The sequence below is a fragment of the Synechocystis sp. FACHB-383 genome (assembly GCF_014698605.1).
Taxonomy (GTDB): Bacteria; Cyanobacteriota; Cyanobacteriia; order Cyanobacteriales; family Microcystaceae; genus Synechocystis; species Synechocystis salina.
Map to the genome: position 1 here is coordinate 45,957 of NZ_JACJTJ010000030.1, position 26,626 is coordinate 72,582.

Annotated in this window: 27 protein-coding genes; 12 read left to right on the plus strand and 15 right to left on the minus strand. The window is 49.5% G+C overall.

Annotated features, from left to right (window positions below; genetic code table 11):
* Positions 1-36: 36 nt before the first annotated feature.
* Positions 37-864, plus strand: a complete 828-nt coding sequence (locus tag H6G45_RS08335; protein WP_190597995.1) for an amino acid ABC transporter substrate-binding protein — start codon at positions 37-39, stop codon at positions 862-864.
* A 236-nt stretch (positions 865-1,100) separates the two neighbouring features.
* Here H6G45_RS08335 and chlG read toward each other — a convergent pair whose 3' ends face one another.
* The 5 genes from chlG to H6G45_RS08360 form a co-directional block, all read right to left on the minus strand.
* A complete protein-coding gene (gene chlG, locus H6G45_RS08340) occupies positions 1,101-2,075 on the minus strand; it encodes a chlorophyll synthase ChlG (RefSeq protein WP_190597996.1) in 975 nt (324 codons plus the stop codon).
* 109 nt (positions 2,076-2,184) lie between these two features.
* Positions 2,185-2,775, minus strand: coding sequence for an aminodeoxychorismate/anthranilate synthase component II (locus H6G45_RS08345; RefSeq protein ID WP_190597997.1), 591 nt, complete (start codon positions 2,773-2,775; stop codon positions 2,185-2,187).
* 36 nt (positions 2,776-2,811) lie between these two features.
* Complete coding sequence (locus H6G45_RS08350; RefSeq protein ID WP_190597998.1) at positions 2,812-3,339, minus strand: diacylglycerol kinase family protein; 528 nt, start codon at positions 3,337-3,339, stop codon at positions 2,812-2,814.
* Positions 3,340-3,404: 65 nt separating this feature from the next.
* Positions 3,405-3,944, minus strand: a complete 540-nt coding sequence (ybeY, locus tag H6G45_RS08355; RefSeq protein WP_190597999.1) for an rRNA maturation RNase YbeY — start codon at positions 3,942-3,944, stop codon at positions 3,405-3,407.
* Between the two features lie 4 nt (positions 3,945-3,948).
* Positions 3,949-4,137 (minus strand): DUF3285 domain-containing protein, encoded by a 189-nt coding sequence (locus tag H6G45_RS08360; protein WP_190598000.1) that lies wholly within the window; start codon positions 4,135-4,137, stop codon positions 3,949-3,951.
* A 394-nt stretch (positions 4,138-4,531) separates the two neighbouring features.
* Between H6G45_RS08360 and ilvN the strand changes: the two genes are divergently transcribed.
* From ilvN to H6G45_RS08385, 5 genes are all read left to right on the plus strand, one after another.
* Positions 4,532-5,050, plus strand: coding sequence for an acetolactate synthase small subunit (gene ilvN / locus H6G45_RS08365; RefSeq protein ID WP_014407139.1), 519 nt, complete (start codon positions 4,532-4,534; stop codon positions 5,048-5,050).
* Positions 5,051-5,138: 88 nt separating this feature from the next.
* Positions 5,139-6,095 carry a hypothetical protein gene (locus tag H6G45_RS08370; protein WP_190598001.1) on the plus strand — a complete coding sequence of 319 codons (957 nt, stop codon included), beginning with the start codon at positions 5,139-5,141 and terminating at the stop codon, positions 6,093-6,095.
* 134 nt (positions 6,096-6,229) lie between these two features.
* The gene (locus H6G45_RS08375) at positions 6,230-6,784 is read left to right on the plus strand and encodes a glutathione S-transferase family protein (protein WP_190598002.1); all 555 of its coding nucleotides are present in this window, start codon (positions 6,230-6,232) and stop codon (positions 6,782-6,784) included.
* Positions 6,785-7,033: 249 nt separating this feature from the next.
* Positions 7,034-10,663 carry a HEAT repeat domain-containing protein gene (locus H6G45_RS08380; protein WP_242018102.1) on the plus strand — a complete coding sequence of 1,210 codons (3,630 nt, stop codon included), beginning with the start codon at positions 7,034-7,036 and terminating at the stop codon, positions 10,661-10,663.
* A gap of 26 nt (positions 10,664-10,689) precedes the next feature.
* A complete protein-coding gene (locus tag H6G45_RS08385) occupies positions 10,690-11,460 on the plus strand; it encodes a peptidase (RefSeq protein ID WP_190598003.1) in 771 nt (256 codons plus the stop codon).
* A gap of 1 nt (position 11,461) precedes the next feature.
* Here H6G45_RS08385 and H6G45_RS08390 read toward each other — a convergent pair whose 3' ends face one another.
* Entirely contained in the window at positions 11,462-12,166 is a 705-nt protein-coding gene (locus H6G45_RS08390) for a carbonic anhydrase (protein WP_190598004.1), read from the minus strand.
* Between the two features lie 264 nt (positions 12,167-12,430).
* Between H6G45_RS08390 and purU the strand changes: the two genes are divergently transcribed.
* The 3 genes from purU (at position 12,431) to H6G45_RS08405 (ending at position 15,095) form a co-directional block, all read left to right on the plus strand.
* Positions 12,431-13,285 carry a formyltetrahydrofolate deformylase gene (purU, locus tag H6G45_RS08395; RefSeq protein ID WP_190598005.1) on the plus strand — a complete coding sequence of 285 codons (855 nt, stop codon included), beginning with the start codon at positions 12,431-12,433 and terminating at the stop codon, positions 13,283-13,285.
* Positions 13,286-13,378: 93 nt separating this feature from the next.
* Positions 13,379-14,380 carry a glycosyltransferase gene (locus H6G45_RS08400; RefSeq protein WP_190598006.1) on the plus strand — a complete coding sequence of 334 codons (1,002 nt, stop codon included), beginning with the start codon at positions 13,379-13,381 and terminating at the stop codon, positions 14,378-14,380.
* A 31-nt stretch (positions 14,381-14,411) separates the two neighbouring features.
* Positions 14,412-15,095, plus strand: a complete 684-nt coding sequence (locus H6G45_RS08405; protein ID WP_190598007.1) for a helix-turn-helix domain-containing protein — start codon at positions 14,412-14,414, stop codon at positions 15,093-15,095.
* On the opposite strand, the gene H6G45_RS08410 is transcribed toward H6G45_RS08405, so the two are convergent.
* The 6 genes from H6G45_RS08410 to H6G45_RS08435 form a co-directional block, all read right to left on the minus strand.
* Positions 15,077-16,057: a ribonuclease Z gene (locus H6G45_RS08410; protein WP_190598008.1), complete on the minus strand. Its 981-nt coding sequence runs from the start codon at positions 16,055-16,057 to the stop codon at positions 15,077-15,079. The genes H6G45_RS08405 and H6G45_RS08410 overlap by 19 nt on opposite strands.
* 116 nt (positions 16,058-16,173) lie before the next feature.
* The gene (locus H6G45_RS19275; protein WP_347338258.1) at positions 16,174-16,305 is read right to left on the minus strand and encodes a type II toxin-antitoxin system HicA family toxin; all 132 of its coding nucleotides are present in this window, start codon (positions 16,303-16,305) and stop codon (positions 16,174-16,176) included.
* An 86-nt stretch (positions 16,306-16,391) separates the two neighbouring features.
* Complete coding sequence (locus H6G45_RS08420; protein ID WP_190598009.1) at positions 16,392-16,598, minus strand: type II toxin-antitoxin system HicB family antitoxin; 207 nt, start codon at positions 16,596-16,598, stop codon at positions 16,392-16,394.
* A 110-nt stretch (positions 16,599-16,708) separates the two neighbouring features.
* Positions 16,709-16,924: a sulfur carrier protein ThiS gene (thiS, locus tag H6G45_RS08425; protein ID WP_190598010.1), complete on the minus strand. Its 216-nt coding sequence runs from the start codon at positions 16,922-16,924 to the stop codon at positions 16,709-16,711.
* Positions 16,925-16,942: 18 nt separating this feature from the next.
* A complete protein-coding gene (locus H6G45_RS08430; protein ID WP_190598011.1) occupies positions 16,943-18,139 on the minus strand; it encodes a saccharopine dehydrogenase family protein in 1,197 nt (398 codons plus the stop codon).
* Positions 18,140-18,187: 48 nt separating this feature from the next.
* Complete coding sequence (locus H6G45_RS08435; protein WP_190598012.1) at positions 18,188-18,991, minus strand: alpha/beta hydrolase; 804 nt, start codon at positions 18,989-18,991, stop codon at positions 18,188-18,190.
* Between the two features lie 54 nt (positions 18,992-19,045).
* Between H6G45_RS08435 and sixA the strand changes: the two genes are divergently transcribed.
* The 3 genes from sixA to H6G45_RS08450 all read left to right on the plus strand — a co-directional run bounded on the left by sixA (position 19,046) and on the right by H6G45_RS08450 (position 22,209).
* Positions 19,046-19,540 (plus strand): phosphohistidine phosphatase SixA, encoded by a 495-nt coding sequence (sixA, locus tag H6G45_RS08440; RefSeq protein WP_190598013.1) that lies wholly within the window; start codon positions 19,046-19,048, stop codon positions 19,538-19,540.
* A gap of 183 nt (positions 19,541-19,723) precedes the next feature.
* The gene (locus H6G45_RS08445; protein WP_190598014.1) at positions 19,724-20,917 is read left to right on the plus strand and encodes a citrate synthase; all 1,194 of its coding nucleotides are present in this window, start codon (positions 19,724-19,726) and stop codon (positions 20,915-20,917) included.
* 122 nt (positions 20,918-21,039) lie between these two features.
* A complete protein-coding gene (locus tag H6G45_RS08450) occupies positions 21,040-22,209 on the plus strand; it encodes a pyridoxal phosphate-dependent aminotransferase (protein ID WP_190598015.1) in 1,170 nt (389 codons plus the stop codon).
* A 53-nt stretch (positions 22,210-22,262) separates the two neighbouring features.
* On the opposite strand, the gene H6G45_RS08455 is transcribed toward H6G45_RS08450, so the two are convergent.
* The 3 genes from H6G45_RS08455 to ilvB form a co-directional block, all read right to left on the minus strand.
* Positions 22,263-23,816 carry a S8 family serine peptidase gene (locus H6G45_RS08455; RefSeq protein ID WP_242018103.1) on the minus strand — a complete coding sequence of 518 codons (1,554 nt, stop codon included), beginning with the start codon at positions 23,814-23,816 and terminating at the stop codon, positions 22,263-22,265.
* 125 nt (positions 23,817-23,941) lie between these two features.
* Complete coding sequence (locus H6G45_RS08460; RefSeq protein ID WP_190598016.1) at positions 23,942-24,541, minus strand: Uma2 family endonuclease; 600 nt, start codon at positions 24,539-24,541, stop codon at positions 23,942-23,944.
* A gap of 170 nt (positions 24,542-24,711) precedes the next feature.
* Positions 24,712-26,577 carry a biosynthetic-type acetolactate synthase large subunit gene (gene ilvB, locus H6G45_RS08465; protein WP_190598017.1) on the minus strand — a complete coding sequence of 622 codons (1,866 nt, stop codon included), beginning with the start codon at positions 26,575-26,577 and terminating at the stop codon, positions 24,712-24,714.
* Positions 26,578-26,626: the final 49 nt, after the last annotated feature.

Sequence of the window (26,626 nt, forward strand, 5' to 3'; positions counted from 1 at the left end):
CTTGGTAAATTAAAACGAATTTAAGGATTGAAATTTATGTTGCTCAAAAGTGCTGTTGCTTGGTTGGCTTTAACCTTTACCACTGGCCTAGCGGCGATCGCCCCGGTGCAGGCGGAAACGGTGTTGGAGAGGGTGGCCCGCACAGGGGAATTACGGGCTGGAACCCGCATCGATGCGGTGCCGTTTGGTTTTCAACTGGCCAATGGGGACATAGAGGGTTATGGAGTTGATTTAATGGCCTTAATTGGTCTAAAGTTAGCGGCAGAGAAGGGCAAGACCATTACCGTTGATTTAGATACAGTTACCCTCCAGAATCGTTTTCAGGCGATCGCCAGTGGGGAATTAGATATAGTTTGTGAAGCCACGACCATTACCCAAGACCGCTTGGAATTGGTGGATTTTTCGGCGCCATTTTTCATTTCTGGGGCCAAGTTTTTAATGAAACAAGCCAGTGTGGATGGTTTTCAAATTAATGGCACCCTGGAGGGGATTCCCATTGCCTACATTGAAAACACCACCACCTTCGACATTATTCCCCAGATTTATCCCTTGGCCCAGTGGGTGGCCGTTCAGGATCGTGAGGAAGGCATTGCCCAATTGGATAAGGGACAGGTAACTGCGGTGGTCAGTGACGGTATTTTGTTGGTGGGGGAACTGCTGAAGCAGGGTAAAGATCCCGCTGATTATGCTTTGGGGCCCTATCAACCCATTACCACGGAACTCTACGCCTGTATTCTGCCCCAGGGGGACCGGGACTGGAAAAGGTTTGTGGACGAGGTCATTTCCAGCACGGAAAACCATGACCTGTTGCAAGAATGGTTCAACCTTGACCAGAGCAATGTGGTGCGGGTTGATCCTCTCTAGATTTCCATAAATTTTGCATGGGCGATCGCCGGGGGACAGGGCCGGAGTCCCCCCATTGCGGCAATAAACTAAACCTTTTTCCTTAGGGGTTAGGGACCAGTTAGCAAGATTTCGGTTGGCTCCCCAAACCGGCCTACTAAAGCTCCGGCAATGATGGGAAACCAGCTCTGATCCTGATCTCACTCTGCTACCCCAATTTGGCAGGAAGGGGGCTCTTAAAACCCCTTGTTAGTGCTCTATATGCCCGCATGGCCGAGGGCTAGACCAGTGGCTAACATACCAAACACCAGAAATGGCTGGGCACTGGCTTGATATTTGACATCATTTTCCAGGGGATTACGGAGAAAATACATATCCTGAAAAGTTATCTGGGGAATGAGCAGTAGCAACACAATGGTGGCGTAAAGCTGTTGGTGCACATAAATCAGGTATCCTGCAATACCCGCTTGGAAAACGTCGATCATGATCACACAAATCCAGGCTGCTGTCCCGATGCCAAACATCACCGGCAAAGACTTTAACCCCAATTGGCGATCGCCTTCCACACTTTTAAAATCGTTAACCACCGCAATGCCCAAACCAGCCAAGCTATAAATCAGGGTCAACACCATAATGGTGGGGTTGAGAGTACCAAACAGAGCATGGCCTGCCCACCATGGTAGGGCAATGTAGCTAGCCCCCAGGGCATAGTTTCCCAACCAACCGTTTTGTTTAAGCTTCAACGGCGGTGCGGAGTAAATATAGGCAATAAATGCTCCCCCCAGGGTCAGCACGGTCATAATGGGAAAATCATGGTGAGCCCACACATCCAGACCATAGGCAACACCAATACCCACCACCAACAGGATCAAAATTTGCGCCACCACCTGGGGCACAGAAATGGCCCCGGAAGGAATGGGTCGGTAGGGTTCATTGATGGCGTCGATTTCCCGGTCGTAAAAATCATTGAGGGTTTGGGTATAGCCGGTCATTAACGGGCCGGATAACAACATACAGGTGAGGGCTTTGAGAGAATCCTCCACTGACCAGATGTAGCCCCCCGACGAAGCGGCCCCACAGACCACCCCCCAGATCAGGGGAATCCAAGTGATGGGCTTCATCAACTGGAGCCGAATTTTCCAAATGGAACTTTCCCCTGGGGCAGCCCCTTTCATGCCCAGTAACTGCCGAGCCTTGGCTTGGTTTTGGCCGGTATTTTGTGTGTCAGACATAAATGATTCAAAGGTTGACTAGCGTACCCAAAAACACTGACCCAGCCTATCACCCTTGGGGCTAGGAATGCCATGAAACAGCGGGGGTTTGTCCAAGGTGGAGATTTTTTTAACCCAGGCTCTGGAGAAAGTTTTCCAACATTTGTTTACCTTCCTTGGTCAGAATACTTTCCGGGTGGAATTGCACGCTCTGCACATGGGGATAGTCCCGGTGTCGGAAAGCCATTACCATACCATCAGCTAACCACGCCGTCACCTCCAGGCACTCCGGTAAACTCTCCCGCTCCACAATCAAACTATGGTAACGGGTTGCTTGCACGGGACTGGCCAGGCCAGCAAAAATGCCCTGTTGTTTATGATAAATCTGGGAAGTTTTGCCATGCATTAATTCCGGGGCGGCCACCACCTTGCCCCCAAATACCTGCCCGATGCTCTGGTGCCCCAGGCAAACCCCTAAGATTGGTGTGGAGGCGCTCAGCTTTTCGATTAACTGGAGGGAAATGCCCGCATCGTCGGGACGGCCAGGGCCGGGGGAAATGACAATGGCATCGGGCTGGAGGGATTTAACTTCTTCGAGGCTAATTTGATCGTTGCGATACACCCGTAGATCTTCGGCCACGGCATACTTCTGCCCCAATTCGCCTAAATACTGAACGAGGTTGTAGGTAAAACTGTCGTAGTTATCTATAACCAGAATCAACTGGAATGCTCCTTTGCGGTCAAATGTGGACGGGGATTAGACCATCAAGGATAGCAGTGGTGGTAATAATAAACAGCCCCCCACTATCACTGCGGCGATCGCCGCTAACAATACTGCCCCGGCCGCACAGTCCTTGGCAATTTTGGCTAGCTCATGGTAGGACTGCCCTACCGTTAAATCCACCACTGATTCCAAGGCTGTATTTAACAACTCCAAAATCATTACCAGGGAGGAAGTCAGGGCCAACACCGCCACGGCGATCGGAGCTAACTGCAACAGAAAACCCGCTGTGACCACCACTGTACCCATAAAAGTATGAATACGAAAATTCCGTTGGGTGACAAAAGCATAGCTAACGCCGGCCCAGGCGTAACGAAAACTTACCAACAGATTGGGGGCCACCTGCCAGGCATTTTTTCTCAACGGCTTTTTAGCGCCGGGCTTGGGGGCAGGCACCACCAGAGCCAAGGGAGGAGGGGACTGGGTCTGCTTAGCCTTGCCGGATAAACCCTGATCAGCAAAAACCGCCGAGGATGGGGAAGACATGGGATATACCGATTTCATGAGCTACGACTCCGAGCAGTGTAGTCGACAGAACAATTCTCCTATGTAACCTGGGTTACAAGTTTCTAGACTAATAGGGGAGGATGCTGGCCGATTAAGGTTAACAAATAGGATTGCTGGGACAACATGGTGGTGAGGGAGGCTTCGTCAGGATGGTCCCAACCGAGGAGATGGAGTAGGCCGTGGGCCGTTAACCACACGACTTCTAATTTTGTACTATGACCCCGTTCCTTGGCTTGCTGGTCAGCCCGTTCTAGGGAAATTACTATATCACCCAAATAAAGAGGTTCCCCCATTTCTTCAGATTCTGTTAAGGGGAAATCCACTTCCAGGGCCGCAAAAGCCAACACGTCGGTGGGCTTATCCTGGTGACGAAATTGCTGATTTAACTCTTGGATACGGCGATCGCCGGTAAATAGTAGAGTCAGTTCGTAGCTGGGGGCGGGGGGCAAATTCTCGGCCAGACAATTTAGCCAGCTTTGACACCACCCTTGCCAGGGATTGGCCAACAACTCTTCCACCCACGGGCCAGCCACGGCAGAACCAGTTAAGTCAGTTTGTAGGCTTAGTTCCACTGCAATTTGGTGAATGGAGGTAGGGGCCATGGCCTTAGCGGGTTAGGTAGGAAATCCCCACCAGCACTCCGAGGAGGGCACTGGCGGACAGAAAGAAATGGGTCAGGGATTTGCCCTTTTTCCGCACCATGTTACGCATGGCCAACTTGACATAGGTTGGTGGTGGTTCCGCCGGGGACGGATTAGTAACTTCTGGTGCTTCTGGGGTGGGTAAATCACTCATGGTGGATAGATGGGGATTGGCTAGGCCAAATTAGGTGAGGTGAGTAGTTTGAAATAAACCTATTTGTTGGAGTTATTGGTCAACTCAAGGGCTTTTATGGTGGTAGAACTTAAAAACCAAACCCCAGCCACATAGCTTTGGTGACCATAATTGGGCCGGAAGTTAGTCCCGGAGGCAGAGAAATTTAAAGCTAAGGTCCAACGGACTAGATGCTCAGCCACCCTAACTCTAGTGAGGAATTTTGCAAAATGCAAGCTTGCCCGGTAGCCATGGTAGGATAGAAGGCTGGATTTATCCAAAGATTTCATTAACTTTGCACGACTGGGCTTTAATTTAACCCAGGCCGGCGGAATTTTACCCCAATACCCCCCGGCGATCGCCTTCTTTGCCCCCCATGAAACACACCCTCTCTGTTTTAGTTGAAGATGAAGCCGGAGTTCTAACCCGCATTGCCGGACTATTTGCCCGCCGTGGTTTTAACATTGAGAGCTTGGCGGTGGGATCGGCGGAACAGGGGGACGTTTCCCGCATCACCATGGTGGTGCCAGGGGATGAGAACACCATCGAACAACTAACCAAGCAACTTTACAAGTTGGTTAATGTAATCAAAGTGCAGGACATCACCGAAACCCCCTGTGTGGAAAGGGAATTGATGTTGGTCAAGGTGAGTGCCAACGCCCCCAACCGGGCGGAGGTAATTGAACTGGCCCAGGTATTCCGGGCCCGCATTGTGGATATTTCTGAAGACACCGTCACCATCGAAGTGGTGGGAGACCCAGGTAAAATGGTGGCAATCCTCCAGATGTTGGCCAAGTTCGGCATTAAAGAGGTGGCTCGAACGGGCAAAATTGCATTAGTGCGGGAGTCCGGCGTCAACACGGAATATCTGAAATCCCTGGAGTCCAAGTTTTAGGGCCTATCCCTCATTGGTTGACCGTTCATCAATCACTTTTTCCCCAGGGTTGTCCTGAGCTCTTTGCCCAGTATTTGCAAACATCTCCATGGCTGATCGATTTTCCCCATCAGATCCCTCCCTCGCATCCCAACTGGAAGCTACCCTGGGGCAACTTGAACAGGTAATCCAAAAGTTACAGGCCAATCCCCAACAGAGCGTCCAGCTTCCTCGGGCCGCCGTTGACCGCCTCCAGGCTACGGCCAGTCGATTAGCAGTGTTGGTCAGTAACGCTCCTAATTCTGCCCCCCCTCCTCTGCAATCAGGGCCCCTCCCTGGCGATCGCCAAACGGAGCAGTGGGATGACTTTTTTGCCGATGCCATCGCCGACCAGACCACGACATCTCTCGCCCCGACCCCCTCTGTTAAACCAGCCAAGAAAGCAAAATTTGGTATTCTAGCCACCCTGGCCACTGCGTTGTTAGGAATTTTGGTGGGGGTTGTGCTCTGGATCGGGGTTCCCTCCATTAATGTGCCCCCCCTTTGGGACCAGTTGGTGGCCCAATGGGCCAAAGTAACTGCCCTACTACCGGAGTCAGAGCAACCTCCAGTGACGGCCCCGATCGCCGATTCGGCACCGGTAAGCCCTGGGGTAACGCCCGGAGAAGCAACGAATTCAGCTCAAGAAACTGGTTTGCCCTCCGTGTTGGAAGCCCCCTCTCCCCCGGCTCCCGTGGCCATTTCGCCCCTGCCTCTGGCCCCCCTAACCCCGGAACAGAGTTTATTGGCGGTGATTCAGCGGGAATTGGTGGATTTAGAGGGACTTTATCCTCCCCAGTTGATGGAACGCATTGAACCGAACTTTTTAGCCAGCCGTTTGACTTTGACGGTGGGAAATTCGTGGCAAGAATTGTCCTCCAAACAGCAACAAACTCTCCTAGATGCCCTATGGCAGAGGGCCCAAAAGCTTTCCTTCCAACGGCTATGGATTTACGATCTAAGGGGAGAACTCATTGCCCGATCGCCGGTGGTGGGACAGGATATGGTGATTTTTGAGCTTCCCTAGAACCATGGGATTCGTTAGTTTTCCCGCCTTGGTGTCGATACGTCTTGTGTCCGGGGACTAAGAACCGGGAAACTGTGGATGGAATCCCGTTTTCCCATAACCGTCAACAAAATTAGGTCAACTCGGAGAAAAACATGATCAAACTATACGGTGCTCCCCAAAGTCGAGCCTCCATCATCCAGTGGTACCTGGAAGAATTATCCCTGCCCTACGAATTTGTTAACGTTAACCTCAAGGAAGGGGAACATCGCCAAGCTCCCTACCTGGCCATTAATCCCTTTGGCAAAGTGCCGGCGATCGCCGATGGGGACTTTTACCTTTGGGAGTCCGGTGCAATTCTGCTCTACCTAGCGGAAAAAGCCAGTACCATTCCCGCCGATATCCAAGTCAGAGCAGTGGTTAACCAATGGATACTGTTTGCCAATTCCACCCTGGCCAATGGTTTATTTATTGAAGCGGTGCGGGAAAAGGAAATGCCCCGACTGTTGCAATCTTTGGAGGAAATTCTAGGGCGATCGCCATTTATCCTCGGAGAAAAATTTTCGGTGGTGGATGTGGCGGTGGGGTCAATTTTGGCCTATGTCCCCATCATGCTCAAACTTAACTTTGATGGCTACCCTGCGGTGGCAGCATACGTCCAAAACTTGGTGCAAAGGCCAGCCTTCCAAGCTTCCATTGGTGCCCGCTGACCACTAGCCAGCCAAGCTAAAAAAACTCAAAGCCCATGGCGGCAACTATAGTCTGTTTCTATAGTTAAACTAAACTATATGATTGGCAGAAATCCAAATTTGCCGGTAATTTGCCCCAGTCAACGGTTGGGGGGTAGGTAGATTTGGTACAGTGAATGCCAGAGGGGATTTTTTTGCTTTTAACTTTAACCTAAATCCCTGGCGATCGCCCCTAATCCTTGCTTCCTTCCCACCTTGTTGGCAACTACCATGGTCCACTCCTCCAGCCTTTCAGGGACAGCGAACAATCACCACGGTCAAGGAAATAACCAGGAAATTTCCCCGACGATCCCCGACTGGCCTGCGGTATGTCAACAGTTGCTCTACCGGGCCTTACCCTGCACTTCAGTGCAAACCCAGCCGGAATTCGTTGTGAAAAAGCCCGGTCGCATTCCCCGTTCCCTTAAGGTCATTGCCAGCGAAGCCACCAGCGAGCACAACGCCCAGACTAGCTATGGCCCCCTGGAATTTTTGGACAGTCTATTGGCTCCAATTGCCGAAGGAGGGGAAAAAAGCCGCTACTTAGCCATTATGGGGGAAGCGGGATCTGGGAAAACAATTTTTTTACAACATTTTGCCCAGGGTCTATGGCAACGCTACCAAGAGGGCCGAGCCCATTGCTTACCCATCTGGCTTAACCCCTCCCGCTTTAAACACCGGAGCATTAAAGATTATTTGTTTGGCCCTTGGTTACAGGAAGCCATGACCCTCAATGGGGAAATTCCCCCGACGACCTGGCGGGAGAGTTTACAACTAGGACTCCAGGCGGGGCAGTTTTGGTTGGTGCTAGACGGAGTTGATTACACCTTTACCGACCCGGGGCAAATGTCTGCGGCCCAGGGAAGCCTAACTTGGCTCAAGGATAGCTTGGCGGAAGTGCCCGCCACCCCAGTGCTATTGAGTTGTCGTCCAGACACCAGGCGCAATGATCCCCGGGGACTGGCCGGTTTTACCCGTTATCAGTTGGAGCCATTACTCTATCCTGGGGAGGTGGAAATTGCCATTGAAGATTATTTCACCCCCGATCGCCCAGCTCAATCGGAAAACCAAGGCCAACCCAATGCCCTAGCTACTGCTCTCAAGGAAGCGTTGGCCAATCCGTTGGTGAGCCATTTACGGCCCTATTTGCTCCGGCCCCGGCGCTTAATGTTGTGCTGTCGCTTTTGGCGGGATCAACCGAGGGATTTTCCTGTCAGCAGTGGAGCTTTGTATCGCCAATTAACTAAGGCTTTTTACCTGTGGCAAAGCGAATGGGCCTCCAGTAAACCAGGCCAGCAAGAGGAGTTGGCCCAATTGTTGGGTCAATTGGCCAAGCAAATGCTGGGGGAAAATCCAGTTGACCATCGCCCCCTATCCCCGGCGGAGGTGGAAAAAATATTTGGCAAAGATTCCCCCCTGTTGCGTTCGGCGTTGCAATTGGGCTGGTTAATGCCCAAGACCGCTGTGCGTAAGGGAGTTTGGGAAAGGGGTTATGGCTTTGCCGACGATACTTTTCGGGATTATTTTGCTGCCCAGGCGATCGCCGATTGGCACTTTTTCCTCGATATTTATCGGCATCAGTATCGTATTTTTGCTCCGGAGTGGCAGGGAGTATTGACCTTTTGGTGGGGACGGGAGGATATCGGCCTAGTCAATAAACAGGCTTTTCTCCAGGTGATGTTGGAGTTTGACGACCGTTGTAGCCCGGAAAATTTCTATGGACTCAGGGCTTTAGAGAGTGCGGCCTTGGCCCTGCGGGAATGCCCAGACCTCACCCAGGCCGATGAGATTGTGGCCAGATTGTTAGCCCAAGGTTTAACCCCAGTGGGAGGTAATGGCAGCCAACAAAAATGGGCCATGGAGATTTTAGCGACAACCCACCGTCCGCCGGTGATCCAAGCCCTCCTCAAAACTCTGCAAACCACCGAGGATGACCGAGTATATGGCCAATGTTGCCAATGGCTGGGGCAGTGGGGCCAGGGATTTCCCCAGGTGATCGGAATTTTAGAGCAACAGCTAGCCCTCCATCAACAATCCAGTTTACGCTTTGCCATTGCTTCGGCGCTGATCTTAATTGATCCCGCCAGTTCCCCTGGAGTAGCTACTTTCTTGGCAGCCCTGCACCCTGACCAAAAAGATTACAGCTTAGCTTTCCAAACCCTGGCCCATTGCGGCGTGGGCAATTTGTTAGTGATTAAAGCTCTGCTGGATTTGCTTTCTCCAAAATTATCGGTGCTGCACCATCGTCAGGTATTGCAATGTTTGGAAGCGGTAGGCAAAAACCAGAACCTAGTCATTGCCAGTGTGCTGCAAAAACTCAGGCTTTATCCTCCTGGGGCATTTCTCTGTCAGATGGCCGAAAGTCTTGAAAGGATCGACCCCGGAAATCCTACGGCCCTGGTGGTTTTGCAACGGCATATCCAAGCGGATCAACCCCTACCCTTGCGAAAACAGGCCATCTATAGTTTGGGGGAAGTGGGGGTGCCATCGCCCGCAGTGGTGGCCAGCCTAGCAGATCTACTAATGGCGGAGGAGGATGTTTTTGTCCGTTGGTTGATTGTCAGTAGTCTTGCCAAAATTGCCCAGGGAGACCCCACGGCGATCGCCACCTTAACTACCCTAGTGGAAAAGGCCGTGGCCCAACCCCGCAGTGAAGAAGGGGACTGGCTGCTCAATGAAACTATCCAAGCTCTGCTGAAGGTCGATCCCCACAACGTCGGTATTTTGCCTTCCCTAGTCTATCTGTTGGAAAACACGGCAACCAGCGAGCATCTACAAATTTGGGCCGAAATTTTGGGGCGCCTTGACCCGGGCAATCCCATTGCCATTAATACCCTCCTCCGTCTGTTGCGTAACAAGGAGGATCCCTATAGCCAACGGCAAGCGGCCACCAGTTTAGCCACCATTGATCCAGGCAATCTCTCTGCCCTCATGGCCCTGATTAATCTCCTGCAAAATAGCGATAACGAAAGTATCCGCCTAACTGCCGCCCAAGATTTAGCCCTAGTGGGAAAAAATAATCCCGCCGTGTTGGCTGCCCTGATCCGCGTTGTTGGCACCAATGCCGAGGGGGAAATTCTCCGGGCGGTGGTGAAAACCCTGGCCCAAATCGGTCCCAACAATCGAGAGGTAGCCCAGGCTCTGTTGGGGTTATTGCTGGAAAAACCTGAAGATCGGGTCCGTCAGGATGCGGCCCAGGCTTTGATCAAGATTGTGCCCCGTAAGTTGCTCCCCACGGTGGTTCATCAGTTGCAGGAGCTATGTGCCCAGGCCCAGGGGGAAAACTCGGGAGACCATTGGCAAATTTTTTGGTACTGCGCCCAACAAATGACCTATGCTGATTTTTATCAAGCATGGCATCAAACTCCCCTAGCGGTTTCTGGCACCAGTATTCCTGGGAAAAGTTCTAAACAAAGATCTTTTTTCCGTTACTCCCTGGCACAAACTTTACAGGGGGAAAATGCTCCCCTGAATGGTTGTCAGGTAATTTGGATTGATACTAGTCAATTTTTGAGTTTGGATAATCCCAGTGTAGATATCTACGACCAAATGCTTGACCAAAATTGTCCCGAATTTGATGGGGCTATCCCAGATAATTTGTCCAAGCTACGGTTCTACTGGCATCAATTGCAACGCAAGCAAGGCCATCCCCTGCTGTTGTTATTTGAACAGTTGAGTCCCTCCCCCCTAGGTCTCGAACAACTTTGGCAGCAGTTGGCCACCTTCCATGGCCCGATCGCCATTTTGGGAGTGACACCGGCCCCGAAAACTGTGGTGTTGCCCTATTTTCAGTTGCGGGAATCCCAAACTACGGCGGGGGAAATTGTCGCTTGGTTGCAAAATTGTCTCACCTCCACTTGAAATCTTGAAATCATTACACTTTGGCTATGACCTATTGTTTGGGTTTAATTAATCGTTTTGGCATGGTCATGGGGGCAGATTCCCGCACCAATGCTGGAGTGGATTACACTTCCGCCTACAGGAAATTATTTGATTATTCCCTCCCCGGCGATCGGGTTTTAATTCTTTGCACCTCCGGCAACTTAGCCATTACCCAGGCCGTACTTCATCAGATTGACCGGGATATTCAGCGGGACGACGGTGAGCATCTCCATAACATTGCCACTATGCACGAAGTTGCCACCTACATCGGTGGTAAAGTGCGGGAAATGCAGGAAAAAGACCGACCCTGGCTGGAAAAAGACGGCATTGATTTTCAGTGTAATTTTCTCTTGGGTGGACAAATTAAGGGGGAACCCCACCAGGAATTGTACTTAATTTATCCCCAGGGCAATTTCATCCAAGCCACCAAGGAAACCCCCTTCCTACAAATTGGCGAAACTAAGTACGGCAAGCCGTTGCTGGACCGCACCATCACCTATGACACTCCTCTGGAAGCCATGGCCAAATGTGCCTTGCTTTCCATTGACTCCACTATGAAGTCGAATATTTCCGTTGGCCCTCCCATTAATCTGACCATGGTGGAAGCCAATCATTTCTCTGTGCGCCACACCCTGCAACTACGCCTGGGGGATCCCTACCTCGCTAAAATGCGTAGTCTCTGGGAATCCTATGTTCGCCAAGCCTTCGAGTCCATGCCCAATGTGGAATGGGAAGCCAACCAAATCGATTCCGGCGAGGATGTCTTGATTGATTGAACTACAACAGGGTTACAATGCCGGAGCCCAGATTGTAGTAAGCACCAACTATTGTCAGCTTTTCTTCAGCCATCAATTCGCTTAGCACCGAGGATTGTTTTAGCACTGCCATTTGGTGTTCAACATTGGCTTTGGTGGCCATGGTCACACTGGCGGCATTGCTGTTGTCATCGGTAACAGAGCCGATATCAATTTTTTTAATCACACTGCCAATTTGCCCCGGTAATTCACCCCCATCCATGGCCGCTTTCACCGCCCCACAACCCTGGTGTCCTAAAACCATCAACACCTTTGCTCCTAAAACCAAAGTGCCAAATTCCAGGCTTCCCACTTCTTGAGGAGTAGCCACGTTGCCAGCAATGCGACAGATGAATAAATCTCCCAAACCCTGATCAAAAATAATTTCTGGTGGCACTCGGGAATCAGCGCAACTGAGGATAGCAGCAAAAGGATTTTGACCTTGGGCCACTTCTGTCAGACGGTTAAAATCCTGATTAGCTTTCAGTCTTCTTTGTTCACTAAAACGCCCGTTGCCCTCCATCAATTGATTTAAGAGTTCCTGGGGAGTTTGATTAATGGTCTGGGCTTGCACCTTGGGGTTACTAACAATTTGATTGCCCAGCACGGTGGCCATCAAGCTAGTGCCGAGGAAAGCTCCGCCGTATTGGATTAACTGACGGCGATCGATGGGGGGAATTGGGCTCATGGCTGGTACTTGAGGGAATGATTAGCGCAATGGAAAGTTCTGCTTAATTTTCTCGTCTTTTCCATCCCATCACCGGACTCTCCAGCAAGGGAGAATTAGTTAAGCATATAGGAGAATAACGAAGAAAAACCGAGCAATTTCGACTAAGGGAAAATTTCTTAGTCCTCCCCATCATAATCACAAACACCTTTGGAGGTCAGTAGATGGGAAAATAGCGGAGTGGACTGTGTGTAATGTTCCTAAGGCTGTATTTTATTGTCTTTAATGCAAAATCTCACTGCAACACTGCTTGTTTCCTGTCCTGACCAACCGGGTATTGTGGCCCAAATTGCCCAATTTATTTACCAAAACCAGGGCAATATTATCCACGCCGACCAGCATACGGACTTCTCCAGTGGGCTTTTTTTGAATCGGGTGGAGTGGCAGTTGGACAATTTTCGGCTATCCCGTCCGGAGTTGTTGTCCGCTTGGTCCCAATTAGCTGAGCAACTCCAGGCCACTTGGCAAATTCATTTTTCTGACCAGTTGCCCCGTTTAGCCCTCTGGGTCTCCAAGCAAGACCATTGTCTGCTCGACATTCTCTGGCGCTGGCGATCGGGGGAATTGCGTTGTGAAATTCCCCTCATTATTAGTAATCATCCTGACTTGAAACCCATTGCCGACCAATTTGACATTGATTTCCATTGTTTGCCCATTACCAAAGAAAATAAGCTAGCCCAAGAAGCAGCGGAATTAGCTTTATTAAAACAGTATCAAATTGATCTGGTGGTGTTAGCAAAATATCTACAGATTTTAACCACCGACTTTGTGGGTCAATTTCCCAATATCATTAATATTCACCACTCTTTTTTACCTGCCTTCCCTGGGGCAAATCCCTATCATCGAGCCCATGAGCGGGGAGTAAAAATCATTGGAGCCACCGCCCATTATGCCACTGCCCAATTGGATGAAGGCCCGATTATTGAACAGGACGTGGTAAGGGTTAGTCATCGGGATAATGTGGAGGATTTAATCCGTAAGGGTCGAGATTTGGAAAGGGTGGTACTGGCTAGGGCCGTGCGTTTGCATTTGCAACACCGAATTCTTGTTTACGATAATCGCACTGTGGTATTTGCTTAAATTAACATCCCTTCAGAGTGACAATTGCAATTAAATCAAGTAACACCACTCCATTAACTTATACAAATTTTTATATTTTTAATTTAAATTTCAATGCATAAACTTTACTTTTTATTACCAGGATTAGGTGGTAAATTTGCCTGTGGTGGTCTGTGGGCAGAATTAAAAACCATCAAGCTGGTGCAAGAAATTTGTCCAGCAACTATTGTTACCTATAAACAGCGGGAACCAAACACACTTTTTTTAGATGATATCTTAGCTCAAGGAAATCTAGGCCGAGTCATTTTTGTGATTAGTTGGGGCTTTGATATTCCAAAATTGGCGAAAAAATTGCAGGGTTATCGAGTAATTTACCACGCCCACAGCACTGGCTATGGTTTTAATTTACCCACTGCTTTGCCCATTGTTTGCATTAGTCGTAACACCATGGGTTATTGGGGGCAACGATCGCCCCATTCCTTGTTGTATTATTTGCCCAACCATATTTCTGAAGACTTTAGTGATTTGGGACTAACTCGGGACACTGATGTATTAGTGCAAGCCCGCAAATCGTCCCACTATTTATTAAAACAATTAATTCCTGCTTTACAAAGTCAATGTAATGTAAAAGTAATCGACAGTTACGTCGAAGATTTAACAGGAATGTTTAACCGAGCAAAAGTGTATCTTTACGATTCGGCAGAATATTGGGCCCAACAGGGAGTAAGTGAAGGTTTTGGCCTACAACCAATGGAAGCCATGGCCTGTGGCTGTCATGTTTTTTCCAGCGTTAACGGGGGACTGTCCGACTATCTAGACCCTGGGTTTAATTGTGAAAAAATTGCTGGCTATGCCCTAGATTATGATTGCCAAAGAATTTTAGGTGTGGTGAACGGTTCTAGGCAATGGCGTAGGGTAGATCCTCGTTTGTTAGCGGAGTATCGCCGGGAAAATATTTTGGAACGATTAAGAATAATTTTATTGGATATTAACGAATTTTTTGATTGTGATCCTAGTTTTAGTCAGACTATTGAACCCTTGACCCAGAGGAGAGTTACCTGGCTGAAATTCAAAAGTTTATTGACAAAAGTAAAAAATAAATTTAAGCCAAACTAAAACTTGATTGTAATAATTTTGGTAATTCTCCATGACTAATATTTCTTACCGAGAAAATTTACGGCAACTTTGTCAGCAAGCGGGTTATCTTTCCCTTCCTAAACTGGCAGAAGCGGCAGACATTTCTACCTGGTATCTTTCCCGTTTAGAGTGGGGTCTGATAGCCCAAATTCCCCTGGGCATTATGGTCAAATTGGCGATCGCCTTGGGTTTGACCCTAGAGGAACTGTGGCAGCAGTTGGGGGAAGCCATGCCCTTACCGGAACCTCAAACCAATCAGCCCTCGGCAGATGAAATTTTGTCTCTAAAGCGAACCATTGAAGCTTTAGAAACTGAATATGCCAGACTACAACAGCAATTGAATAACCAATCCCAGCAACTAGAAAGTCAATGGCAACAGCAAGCCCTGGAAATTCTTGAACCCTGGTTACTGCAATGGCCTACCGCCGCCGCCGCCGCTCAACAAAATCCCCAATGGCCAGCCCAAAAGCTTTTGCCCCTCACTAAACCCATAGCCACCCTACTGCAACAATGGCAAGTAGAGGCAATCGCCGCTCTGGGGGAAATGGTACCCTACGATCCCCAGTGCCATGAATTTATTGGTCCGGGGCCAGGGCCAGAAATCGGGACAATGGTGGTGGTGCGTTACGTGGGTTATCGTCGCAACGACGCTTTACTATATCGAGCCAAAGTTGGTTATGCAGGGGATGGCTGAGGGGCTGACATTGCCGTGGCGGACTCGGCTTTTCGACGGGGAATTTCCACTGTTAAAAAATCCCTGGCCAAACGAGTATTGGGAAAAATGGCTTGGGCTTCCGCTAGTAAATTTTCCAATTGCAAGGGATTGCCGGGGGCATAGCGGGGACTAAAGTGGGTCATGATCAACTGATTGACATTGGCCAATAAAGCCACCTGGGCCGCCATGGTGGAAGTGGAATGGAGCCGGTCAAAGGCTAATTGGGCGTCTTGATGGGCAAAAGTAGCCTCATGCACCAACAAATCTGCATCCTGGGCCAAGGCGATCGCCCCTTCACAGAAAACCGTATCAGTACAGTAAACAAATTTCCGACCCGGTTCCGGCGGTTCACAAAGCTCCTGACCACGAATGCGGCGGCCGTCCTCCAGGGTGACGGTTTTCCCTTGTTTTAACTGACCGTAAATGGGACCAAAGGGAATGCCCAAAGCCTCCGCTTGCTCCACATTAAATCTTCCCGGCCGTTGTTTTTCCTCCACCCGGTAACCATAGGCAGGAATGCGATGTTTTAATAGGCCGCAGTGGACTTGGAAGTCCTTATCTTCGTAAATTAGCCCATTTTTCCGGATAGTATGGACTTTGAGGCGTTTGCCCAGATGGGTGCTAGAAAAACGGCAACAGGCTTCTAAATAATCCCCTAAGCCCTCCGGCCCGTAAAGTTCAATCCCTTGCCCCGAACCAGCTAAACCGGAGCTTGCCAATAAGCCCATGAGCCCAAAAATATGGTCCCCGTGGAGATGGGTAATGAAAATGCGGGTTAATTGGGAAATTTTGACTTCACTGCGCAAAAACTGGTGTTGGGTGCCTTCTCCGCAATCAAATAACCACAATTCAGCCCTTTGGGGTAAACGGAGGGCAATGCTGGAAACATTGCGGTTGCGGGTGGGAACGCCAGAGCTGGTACCAAGAAAAGTAATTTCCACAGAAAAAGTGCTTACAAAGAAAGTTTGGGGCTAAGAACCATTCTAGGCGGTGCCATACCCCTACCAATTAAAAGCTAGCCACCCCCCACAATGGTAACCACTTCTAGGCGATCATCCTACAGAAGATTGATAAATTCATCCACACTTAAATCAATTTCCCGCAAAATCCCTCGCAAGGTTCCTTTGGCCAAGACAGGATGATCGGGCACGACAATTTGGGCAAAGGGGTCATCCCTTCTCAGAATTATGTGGCTACTTTATCGTCGTTTTAGATAAAATCCGATTTTCTCCAAAGCTTTTACACAGGCTTTACCCGAGACGCTGGGAAGCTTACTCATAGAACAACAAGAAAGGTCTCAAATGTTTCTTCTGGTATGGGCAAACCATCTTCTTCTAGGGCTGAAATATAGCCAGAAATAGCCTCTTTAATGTTTTTTAAAGCAATTTCTTTCGTTTCTCCCTGGCTGATACAGCCTTTTAAACTAGGACATTCAGCGATCCAATAGTTATCTTCATCTTTATAGGTAATAACTTGTCTCATAAAGTTTTCTCAGATTAAAAACCTAGGATTGTCCAAAGGAATCTTGCCAAAGTTTCTTGGATAACGATTACTAAAACTATCAGTAACTTTGCTTGAGTTTTATGGAAGCTTTAGCCACCCCCCACAATGGTAACCACTTCTAGGCGATCGCCGTTTTGCAGTTGGGTTTCGGGCCAAAACTGTCGATGGAGAATTTCACCGTTATATTCCACTGCAATTAAACGGAGGTTAAACCCTTGATTTTGCAGAAAATCAGGCAATGTGACCGGGCTAGAAGCCATTTGGCGATCGCCGTTGACGAGGAGGGTAATGGGATCAGAAGTCATCGAAAATTGCTTTAAAAACTAGTCATCAAAAGGAAAAGGGCCGTTAATCACTTCATGCCAGGGCAAGCCGAGGGAACCGAGTTTTTCCAGAAACGGATCGGGGTCCATTTCTTCCACATTGAAAACCCCAGCTTGTTTCCATTTGCCCTGTACCATCATCAGTCCCCCTAGGGCGGCGGGCACCCCAGTGGTATAGGAAATGGCTTGGGAGCCAACTTCGGTAAAGCAGGCGGCATGGTCACAATTGTTATAGATGTAATAGGTTTTGGTTTGACCATCCTTAACCCCCTTGATATAACAACCAATGGAGGTTTGACCAGAATAATTTTCTGCCAGGGAAGCCGGTTCCGGTAACACAGCCTTCAGGAACTGCAACGGTACGATTTTTTGCCCCTGGTATTCCACTTCATCAATGCGGGTCATGCCCACCGCCTCCAGCACCCGCAAATGGGTAATGTAAGCTTCTGAAAAAGTCATCCAAAAGCGGGCCCTTTTCAGGGTGGGAATATTTTTCACCAGGGATTCCAACTCCTCGTGGTAGAGCAAATAGGAAGGGCGATCGCCAATGTGGGGATAGTTAATATCCCGGTGCACAGAAAGGGGATCAATTTCCTGCCAAACGCCATCTTCGTAATAACGACCCTTTTGGGTAATTTCCCGAATGTTAATCTCCGGGTTGAAATTGGTGGCAAAGGCCTGGCCATGGCTACCTGCATTACAATCCACAATATCGAGGTAATGGATTTCATCAAAATGGTGCTTGAGGGCATAGGCGGTAAAAATCCCCGTTACCCCTGGGTCAAAACCACAGCCCAACAGGGCCATTAACCCCGCTTCCTTGAATTGGTCTTGGTAAGCCCACTGCCAACTATATTCAAACTTGGCCACGTCCGGGGGCTCATAGTTAGCAGTGTCGAGGTAATCCACCCCCGCTTCCAGGCAAGCATCCATCAGCACCAAATCTTGGTAAGGCAAGGCCACGTTAATGAGCAAATCCGCCCCAAAGTCCCGCAGGAGTTGCACCGTGTCACCAACCTCAAAAGCATCCAGTGCGGCAGTTTTAACCTTCGGGGAGCCAATGTGGGCCGCAATTTGGTCACATTTAGCCACCGTGCGACTGGCCAAAAGAATGTTGGTAAAATCCTCCAGGGCCGCACATTTATGGGCCACCACACTGCCCACACCTCCGGCGCCCACAATCATCACTTTTGCCATGGTTAAACCCTCCAGTGCCCCAAATGTTGTCCGACAAAATCTTAACAGTTAAACAAATCCATGTTCAGCCAAATAACTGGCGATCGCCTTGATAATTTCCGTGGGGTTGGCCAGGTGGGGAAAATGACCAGGGGTATCAATCCAATAAAGCTCACTGTTTTTCATGGTCCGGTAAAGATAGGCCCCCACTGTGGCTGGGACAAATATGTCTTCCTGGGGTTGCACAATCAAAGTGGGTAGTTCCACTTGAGCCACTTCCCGACGGTAATCGGACATGATGATGAGGCTAAACACCACCAGGCCAATGTCAGGACGCAGTTGCAGAAGACAATGGGAAAATTCTTCCACCAATTCCGGCTTGTTGGGATCATTAACCGCCGCGGGAGCATAGGTGCGAATCCACTCGGCATAGTTATGACTCATTTCATTGAGGATTGTGGCAATTTTTTCCTGGCTAAAACCGCCCTTGTAATTCCCATCGTCCCGATAGCGGGGAGAACCGCAGATGAAAACCATGCCCTTAAATAAATCCGGATCTCGCAAACTGGCCAGGGCCCCGATCATGCAACTAGCGGAGTGGGCAATTAAAATCCCCCGACGCACCCCAACCAGGTGGGTTATCTCCATCAAATCATCGGCATAATCATTGAGGGAATTGTAATTCTGAATGTCAAAATTTTTACTGTTAGAAGGTTTGCTACCGGGAAAGTCAAATAAAACAATGCGATAATTTTCTTCGAAGGCCGGATAGATAAATCGCCAGGCGTTTTGTTCGCTGCCAAAACCATGGGCAAAAACTAAAGTTTCCTCGGAGTTAACATTGCCTAACACCTGGATGTTGTATTTTTCCATGCTGAAGTTTTCCGGTTCATCGCACTCGACTATCCTATTCTATCGATCATATCCATGGAACTTTACCTTATTCGCCACGGCATTGCCCAGGAACAGTCCCCCACTATCCCCGACGGCGATCGCCAGTTGACTAAAAAAGGTAAAGACAAAACCCAACGGGTGGCCCAGCGCCTCCAGGCGATCGGAGTGGAATTTGACCTCATTATCACCAGTCCTTTAGTACGAGCCCAACAAACAGCCCAGATCCTGATGGACCAGGGCCTTGCCCCCCAACTGGAAAGTTTTTCCCCCCTCGCCCCTGGAGAAGACATTCCCCAAGGCATAGCCCATTTAACCGCAGAATATCGTCACCGCAGTCACCGTTGCCTTGCCCTAGTGGGCCATCAACCGGATTTAGCTAACTGGGCCGAATATCTCATTTTTGGTAGCCCCCAAGGCAAATTAATTGTTAAAAAAGCTGGCATTATTGGTTTAACGTTGCCCTCTTGGGACTGTCCACCAGGTGAGGGGCAACTGTTTTTACTCACTCCTCCCCGTTGGCTGGTCTAAATCTAGCCCACAGTGGATCGGAGCTTGCCGGGCCAGTAACGGGCTCAATCCAGGAGTAGGAGTAAATTTCCAGAATTCCTTCAGATTCCTTAATATGGATATGGGGGCAGGCTGGCCCAGGCCGGCAAAATTTTTTCTCAATCCGAATCTAAGCAACAACAGTAGTGGCATTGTCCGTTATAGGTGAACTGTATGATGACTGATAGCGAAGTGTTTAAAGAAGGCCTAGCCGGAGTCCCCGCTGCTAAATCTAGGGTGAGCCACGTGGATGGCACCGACGGTATTTTGGAATACCGGGGCATTCGCATCGAAGAATTAGCCAAATCCAGTAGTTTCATTGAAGTAGCCTATCTGCTCATCTGGGGCAAATTGCCTACCCAGGGGGAGTTAGAGGAATTCGAGTACGAAATTCGTACCCATCGACGCATTAAGTACCACATCCGGGACATGATGAAATGCTTTCCCGAAACAGGGCACCCCATGGATGCTCTACAAACTTCAGCGGCGGCCTTGGGATTGTTCTCTGCTCGACGGGCCTTGGACGACCCCAACTATATCCGGGCAGCAGTAGTACGTCTGTTGGCCAAAATCCCCACCATGGTGGCAGCTTTCCATATGATCCGGGAAGGTAATGATCCAATTCAGCCCAACGATAAATTGGACTACGCTTCCAACTTCCTTTATATGCTGACGGAGAAGGAGCCCGATCCTTTTGCCGCCAAGGTGTTTGACGTGTGTTTGACCCTCCATGCGGAGCACACCATGAATGCCTCCACTTTTTCGGCCCGGGTGACGGCTTCCACTCTGACGGATCCCTATGCTGTCATTGCTTCGGCGGTGGGGACATTGGCGGGGCCTCTCCACGGAGGAGCTAACGAGGAAGTGCTGAATATGCTCGAAGAAATTGGTTCGGTGGAAAATGTCCGGCCCTATGTGGAAAAATGCCTGGCCAATAAACAGCGCATCATGGGCTTTGGGCACCGGGTCTATAAAGTCAAGGACCCCCGGGCAATTATTTTGCAGGATTTGGCCGAGCAGTTATTCGCCAAAATGGGCCACGACGAATATTACGAAATAGCGGTGGAGTTAGAAAAAGTTGTGGAAGAATACGTCGGCCAAAAAGGCATTTACCCCAATGTGGACTTCTACTCCGGTTTGGTTTACCGCAAGCTAGACATTCCTTCTGACCTGTTTACGCCCCTATTTGCGATCGCCAGGGTGGCGGGGTGGTTGGCCCATTGGAAGGAACAATTATCCGTCAATAAAATCTACCGTCCTACCCAAATTTACATCGGCGACCATAACTTATCTTATGTTCCCATGACAGAACGGGTGGTTTCCGTGGCCCGCAATGAAGACCCCAATGCGATTATTTAAACTGAGCTTAATCTTGTTTAACTAAATCGACTCAATTCCAGTTCCCTTGCTGGAGTTGAAATCCTTTGTCTGACTAGCCTTAGCCGTTTTTTGCTGTTGTTTACCCCAGGGATGTTTTGATTATGCAACTAACCCAGCGTGTTAGCCAAGTTGTGCCTTCCATCACCCTTGAAATCACGGCAAAGGCCAAGGCAATGCGGGCCGAGGGTATTGATGTGCTGAGCTTCACCGCTGGGGAACCGGATTTTGCCACTCCTCCCCACATTGTGGAAGCGGCCAAGTTGGCCCTGGATGAGGGAAAAACCCGCTATGGCCCCGCCGCTGGGGAACCGGCCCTCCGTCAGGCGATCGCCAAAAAGTTACGGGAAAAGAATAACTTGCTCTATGAAGCGGCCAACGTTTTAGTTACCAATGGCGGTAAACATTCCCTGTTTAACTTGATGCTGGCCATGATTGAGCAGGGGGATGAGGTCATTATTCCCGCTCCCTATTGGCTCAGCTATCCAGAAATGGTGCGCCTAGCGGAGGGAACTCCAGTCATTGTCAACACCACAGCGGCAACGGATTATAAAATCACCCCGGAACAACTGCGCCAGGCCATCACCCCGAAAAGCAAGCTTTTTGTGCTTAATTCCCCCTCCAATCCCACCGGGGCAGTCTATACCCCTGGGGAAATTAGGGCTTTGGCAGAAGTAATTTTAGAGTACGACCATTTGTATGTAGTATCCGATGAGATCTATGAGCGCATCCTCTACGACGGCACGGAGCACCTCAGCATTGGGGCGGTCAACGACGAAATTTTCCGGCGCACCATCATCAGCAATGGTTTTGCCAAAAGTTATTCCATGACCGGTTGGCGGGTGGGTTACTTGGCGGGGGAATTACCCTTGATCAAGGCCTGTAGCACCATCCAGGGCCATAGCACCTCCAACGTTTGTACCTTTGCTCAGTACGGGGCGATCGCCGCTCTGGAAAATCCCCAAACCTGTGTGGAAACCATGGTCAAGGCTTTTACGGCAAGAAGACAGGTGATGGTGGAGGGGATTAATCAAATTAAGGGGCTGAGTTGTCCCAACCCCAAAGGGGCATTTTATGTTTTTGTAGACATTGCCAAAACAGGGCTTAATTCCCTGGAGTTCAGTGCCCAGTTGTTGGAATCTCAGCAGGTGGCGGTGATCCCTGGAGTTGCCTTTGGAGCCGATGACTGCGTGCGTTTTTCCTATGCTACTGATATGGACACCATTAAACGGGGTTTGGCTAAATTGGGAGAATTTGTCAGCACCTTGGTGTGATTGCCCCCAAAATTTTGCTGGTTAAAGATATTTACCCATGGCCAAGAGTTCTTTCAATCGGTAACAGTCCACCAGCTCAGGGCATATTTTTCTGGTCGAGCCATGGCTCCACCGCCTTGGTGTTTGACTTGAATGGTGTAATTGCCAGTGGTAGCAATGGGACAAAGAAAATGTTCCACATTATCGACTTTGCTTTGGGATGCACAAACCACCGAGCCATTATCGTCTTGGGAAACCATTAATAAGTCTAGGTTGCTTAAGGGCAGGCCCTGAAAACTTTCCCCCAGGTCGTATTGTTGATTACCATTGGTATCCAATAATTGCACTGGTCTTTCCCACACGAGGGTGGCGCTAGCAAACTCTCCTCCTTTAAGGGGTTGGGATAGGTCGTAACTAATGATTTGACCCGGTTGAATTTCTCCATAATCCCAGGCGATCGCCGGGAGATAATTTTCCCCAGCCCCATAGGCTCCAGACTGGAATTGTTCTAGGGCTCGGCGGGCGTTGAGTTGACCAGCCCCCATTTCCAAATCCAACGGCAGGGTAGGATCTCGGTAGGCTTCCGTGGCCAGCCAATCGCGGTTTTTGCTGCTGTAGAGGTTATAATCCGTGCCCAAAGCAGCGTTGCGAATTTTTACCGCTGAATTGAGTAATACGGCTTTCATCACCATGGGTCTGCGGGCATCTAAATTCCAGCGGCTACCATTGGGATTAGTTAATAACTGGAGATCGCCAAATTCTTGTAACAAAGCAACAGTTCCGGTTACCAAAGGAGCGGCAAAACTACTACCACTGACCCATTCCACCCGACCGTTGATGTCATATAAATAAAAATCACTACCCGGAGCCACTAAGCTCACCCCCCGGCGCCCCCCCTGATTGATTTCCCGTTCCACTATTCTTTTGCCCATGCCTTCCGGTTCCCGACTTAAATTCGTAAAGGCCATGCGGTCATAACGGCCTTGGCGATCGGGGGATTGGACAGTATAGGCGACGGTAATACCGTTGTAGTTATCCGTGGGAATGGCGATGCCCCCTGTACCTTGATTGCCCGCTACCACAAAGAGCAAATTCTGTTGTTGGGTCAGCCAGTCTAAACACAAAGTTAACAGCGCATTGCCATCCAACTGAGGATTTCCTCTGGTGTCCCGTTCCAACGACTCCCCATAGCTCAAATTGACTGCCCGGAGATTGCCCCCATCTTGGCGACTAACAAATTGTCCGGCCAAGCATTGCTGGGGTTGTAGATTTTCGGCTAGCGGCCCCATAGCAGTGGCATAAAGCCGAGCCTCCGGTGCCACTCCAGGAAAACGTTTATCCTGGCTAACCATGGCCTGGGCTACCATACCGGCGTGACTATCAAAAAAACGATTGCGGGGGGAAATTTGATTGAGGTGAAATACCCCCACCAAAGTATAGGGAGGCTTCCAACTGCCCAACTTATCCCAAAGATATTGCACTGGCCGACCCATTTCCATCTGGCCAATGGCTATCTTACGACCAGTTAGACCATGGGGATACTGATTTAAAGACTCACTTTCAATGCCCTTTTCGGTGAGATAACTAGGGTAAACCTCATTGGCACAGACAGAGCTAGCCAACAGCATTCCCTGGCAAAGGATTGCAAAATGAAGCGCAAATATTTTCCTAATTGGCCGAGTTTGGTTCAATCGATGACTGCAATTATGTTGGAGCAAAGTTTCCTGCCATTGGGTCAAAGTAATATTCGCAATTAGCGGGAAAATTTTAACCAAGAAAAGATTTGCTCCGTGGTTAGTTGTAAATCTAAACCAGACAGCACAGGTAAAATTTCTTGGCCATTATTAATCTCTGGATCATCGCTCAGATAACACTGGGGTGCTTGCTGGGATAGAAGAACTAGAATGGATCGTTCTTCCGGATTAATCAGCCAGCCCAACTCACTACCCTGCTCTAAACAATAGAGAATATTTTTCATCACCTTGGCTAAACTTTGTTGGGGAGAAAGGATTTCAATCACCCAATCCGGTGCAAAACTAATTGCTTGATCTTCTAGCTCTCCGGAATCATTAATCGGCAGACGCTCCCAACCTAAAACTACAATATCCGGCACTATTGATCTTTCAGTCAAATTACACCGTAGTTCAGTGAAAGCCAAAACACTTTTGTTACTTTCTCCTGCTAAATCGATCATGCTAGCTAGTTTTAGTTGCAGTCGGCTATGGAAGGTCTTAGGCATTGGTTTTTGCGCAATTGTTCCGTTTACGTATTCCCAAGCTGGCGAGTCATCGATATAGGGCAATGCCAAAAAGTCGGCTATGGTTAGGGTTGGGTTGGGGCTAGAAGCAAGCATAGTTACTTTCTCCAAGGGGTTAGCAATGGTTACGCTATTGTAGTCAGACTATTGAAAAAAACATTGATTGAGGTACTGGAATAACAACAAAAAAGGCAGGAGAAAAGTAATTGCCAAAATTTTCCCTGCCATATTCTTGATGATTCTGTCACTGGTCTTCTTCCAGTTAGTTAGAGTTTGGCTCCACAACCGGAACAGAAGCGATGGGTGATGAAATTTTGGGTCTGGCAATGGTTGCACTCCACCATCTGGGGACCATTGTCTCGCACTGGTACTTCCGGTAAGCCTAGCATTTGGGCATTACTCATGCCGGGGGCAATCATGGGGTAACAGTTTTCATCTTTTTTGACTACCACATCCATTACCACAGGGCCATTGTGGGCTAGCATTTCGGCGATCGCCGGGGCCAAATCTTCCCGCTTACGCACGGTAATCCCCTTGATGCCATAGGCTTCACAGAGGAGATTAATATCTGGCATCCCCTGGGACATATTAGAAGCAGAATAGCGCTCTTCATAGAAGGTTTGTTGCCACTGACGCACCATTCCCTGCCAACCGTTATTGAGAATAATAGTTTTAACCTGGATGTCGTACTGGGCTAAGGTCCCTAGCTCCTGGAGATTCATTTGGAAACTGGCATCCCCACTGATGCAAATGACGGCTTCCTCCCCCACTCCCACTTTGGCTCCCATGGCGGCCGGTAAGCCGAAGCCCATGGTGCCCAAACCAGCACTGGAAATCCACCGCCGGGGCCCATTGTTCAAAAACTGGGCTGCCCACATTTGGTGCTGTCCCACATCGGTGGTGTAGTAGGCATCGGGGGCCTGACGACCAATTTCATGTACTACCTCCTGGGGCGCAATGGTGTCTTCATAGTGGGGCACCTGGAGAGGATAATCAATACGCCAATGATCAATACGGTTTAACCATTCCTGGGTGGCATGGGGACGGCTGGGGTAATCCAATTCCCGGGCCCGCTGTAAAAGTTGTTCCAACACATGGCGTACATCCCCGACAATGGGCACATCGGGAGCCTTGTTTTTCCCCACTTCTGCCGGGTCGATGTCGATGTGAATTACCTTGGCTCGGCTAGCAAATTCGTCTAGTTTGCCAGTCACCCGGTCGTCAAAACGAGCCCCCACCGCAATTAAAAGATCACATTCACTAACAGCAAAGTTGGCATAGGCAGTGCCGTGCATACCCAACATCCCCACCGAAAGGGGGTGGTTTTCGTCAAAAGCCCCAATCCCCATCAGGGTGGTCGTTACCGGCAATTGGAATCTTTCAGCAAATTCCTGCACTTGGGCATGGGCATTGGCGGCGATCGCCCCTCCTCCCACGTAGAGCAAGGGATTTTTGGCCTGTTCTAACAACTGCAACGCCGCATTAATCTGCCGGGGATTACCTTTAACTGTGGGACGATAACCGGGCAAATTAACATCCCCTGGCTCAAGGGGAATATATTCACATTCTTCCAAACCCACATCCTTGGGAATATCGATTAAAACTGGCCCGGGGCGGCCGGTGCTAGCCAGATGGAAAGCTTCAGTAACAATGCGGGCCATATCCGCCGCACTACGCACTACATAGGAATGTTTGACAATGGGCAGGGTGATGCCAAAAATATCAATTTCCTGGAAGGCATCACTACCAATCATGGCACGACCCACCTGGCCGGTAATGACCACCATGGGCACCGAGTCCAAATGGGCATTGGCAATGCCGGTCACCAAGTTAGTTGCCCCTGGTCCAGAGGTACCAAAACAAACCCCCACCTTACCCGTGGCCCTGGCATACCCGTCGGCGGCATGGGACGCTCCCTGTTCATGGCGCACCAGAATATGCTCAACTTCCCCCGCCGCTTCAAAACGGTACAACTCATCATAGATGGGTAAAATTGCCCCACCAGGATAACCAAAAATATGTTTGACCCCGTGGCGTTTCAGGCTATCCATCAGGATGTAAGCCCCGGTCTGCCGTTGGCTAGGAACAGTTTTCAGGAAATTTGTTTTGGGATTAGGAATTGATGCAACCACAGGACAAAGCGCTTTAGGAAGCGTAGGCTAAGTCATTTAATTTTAACCC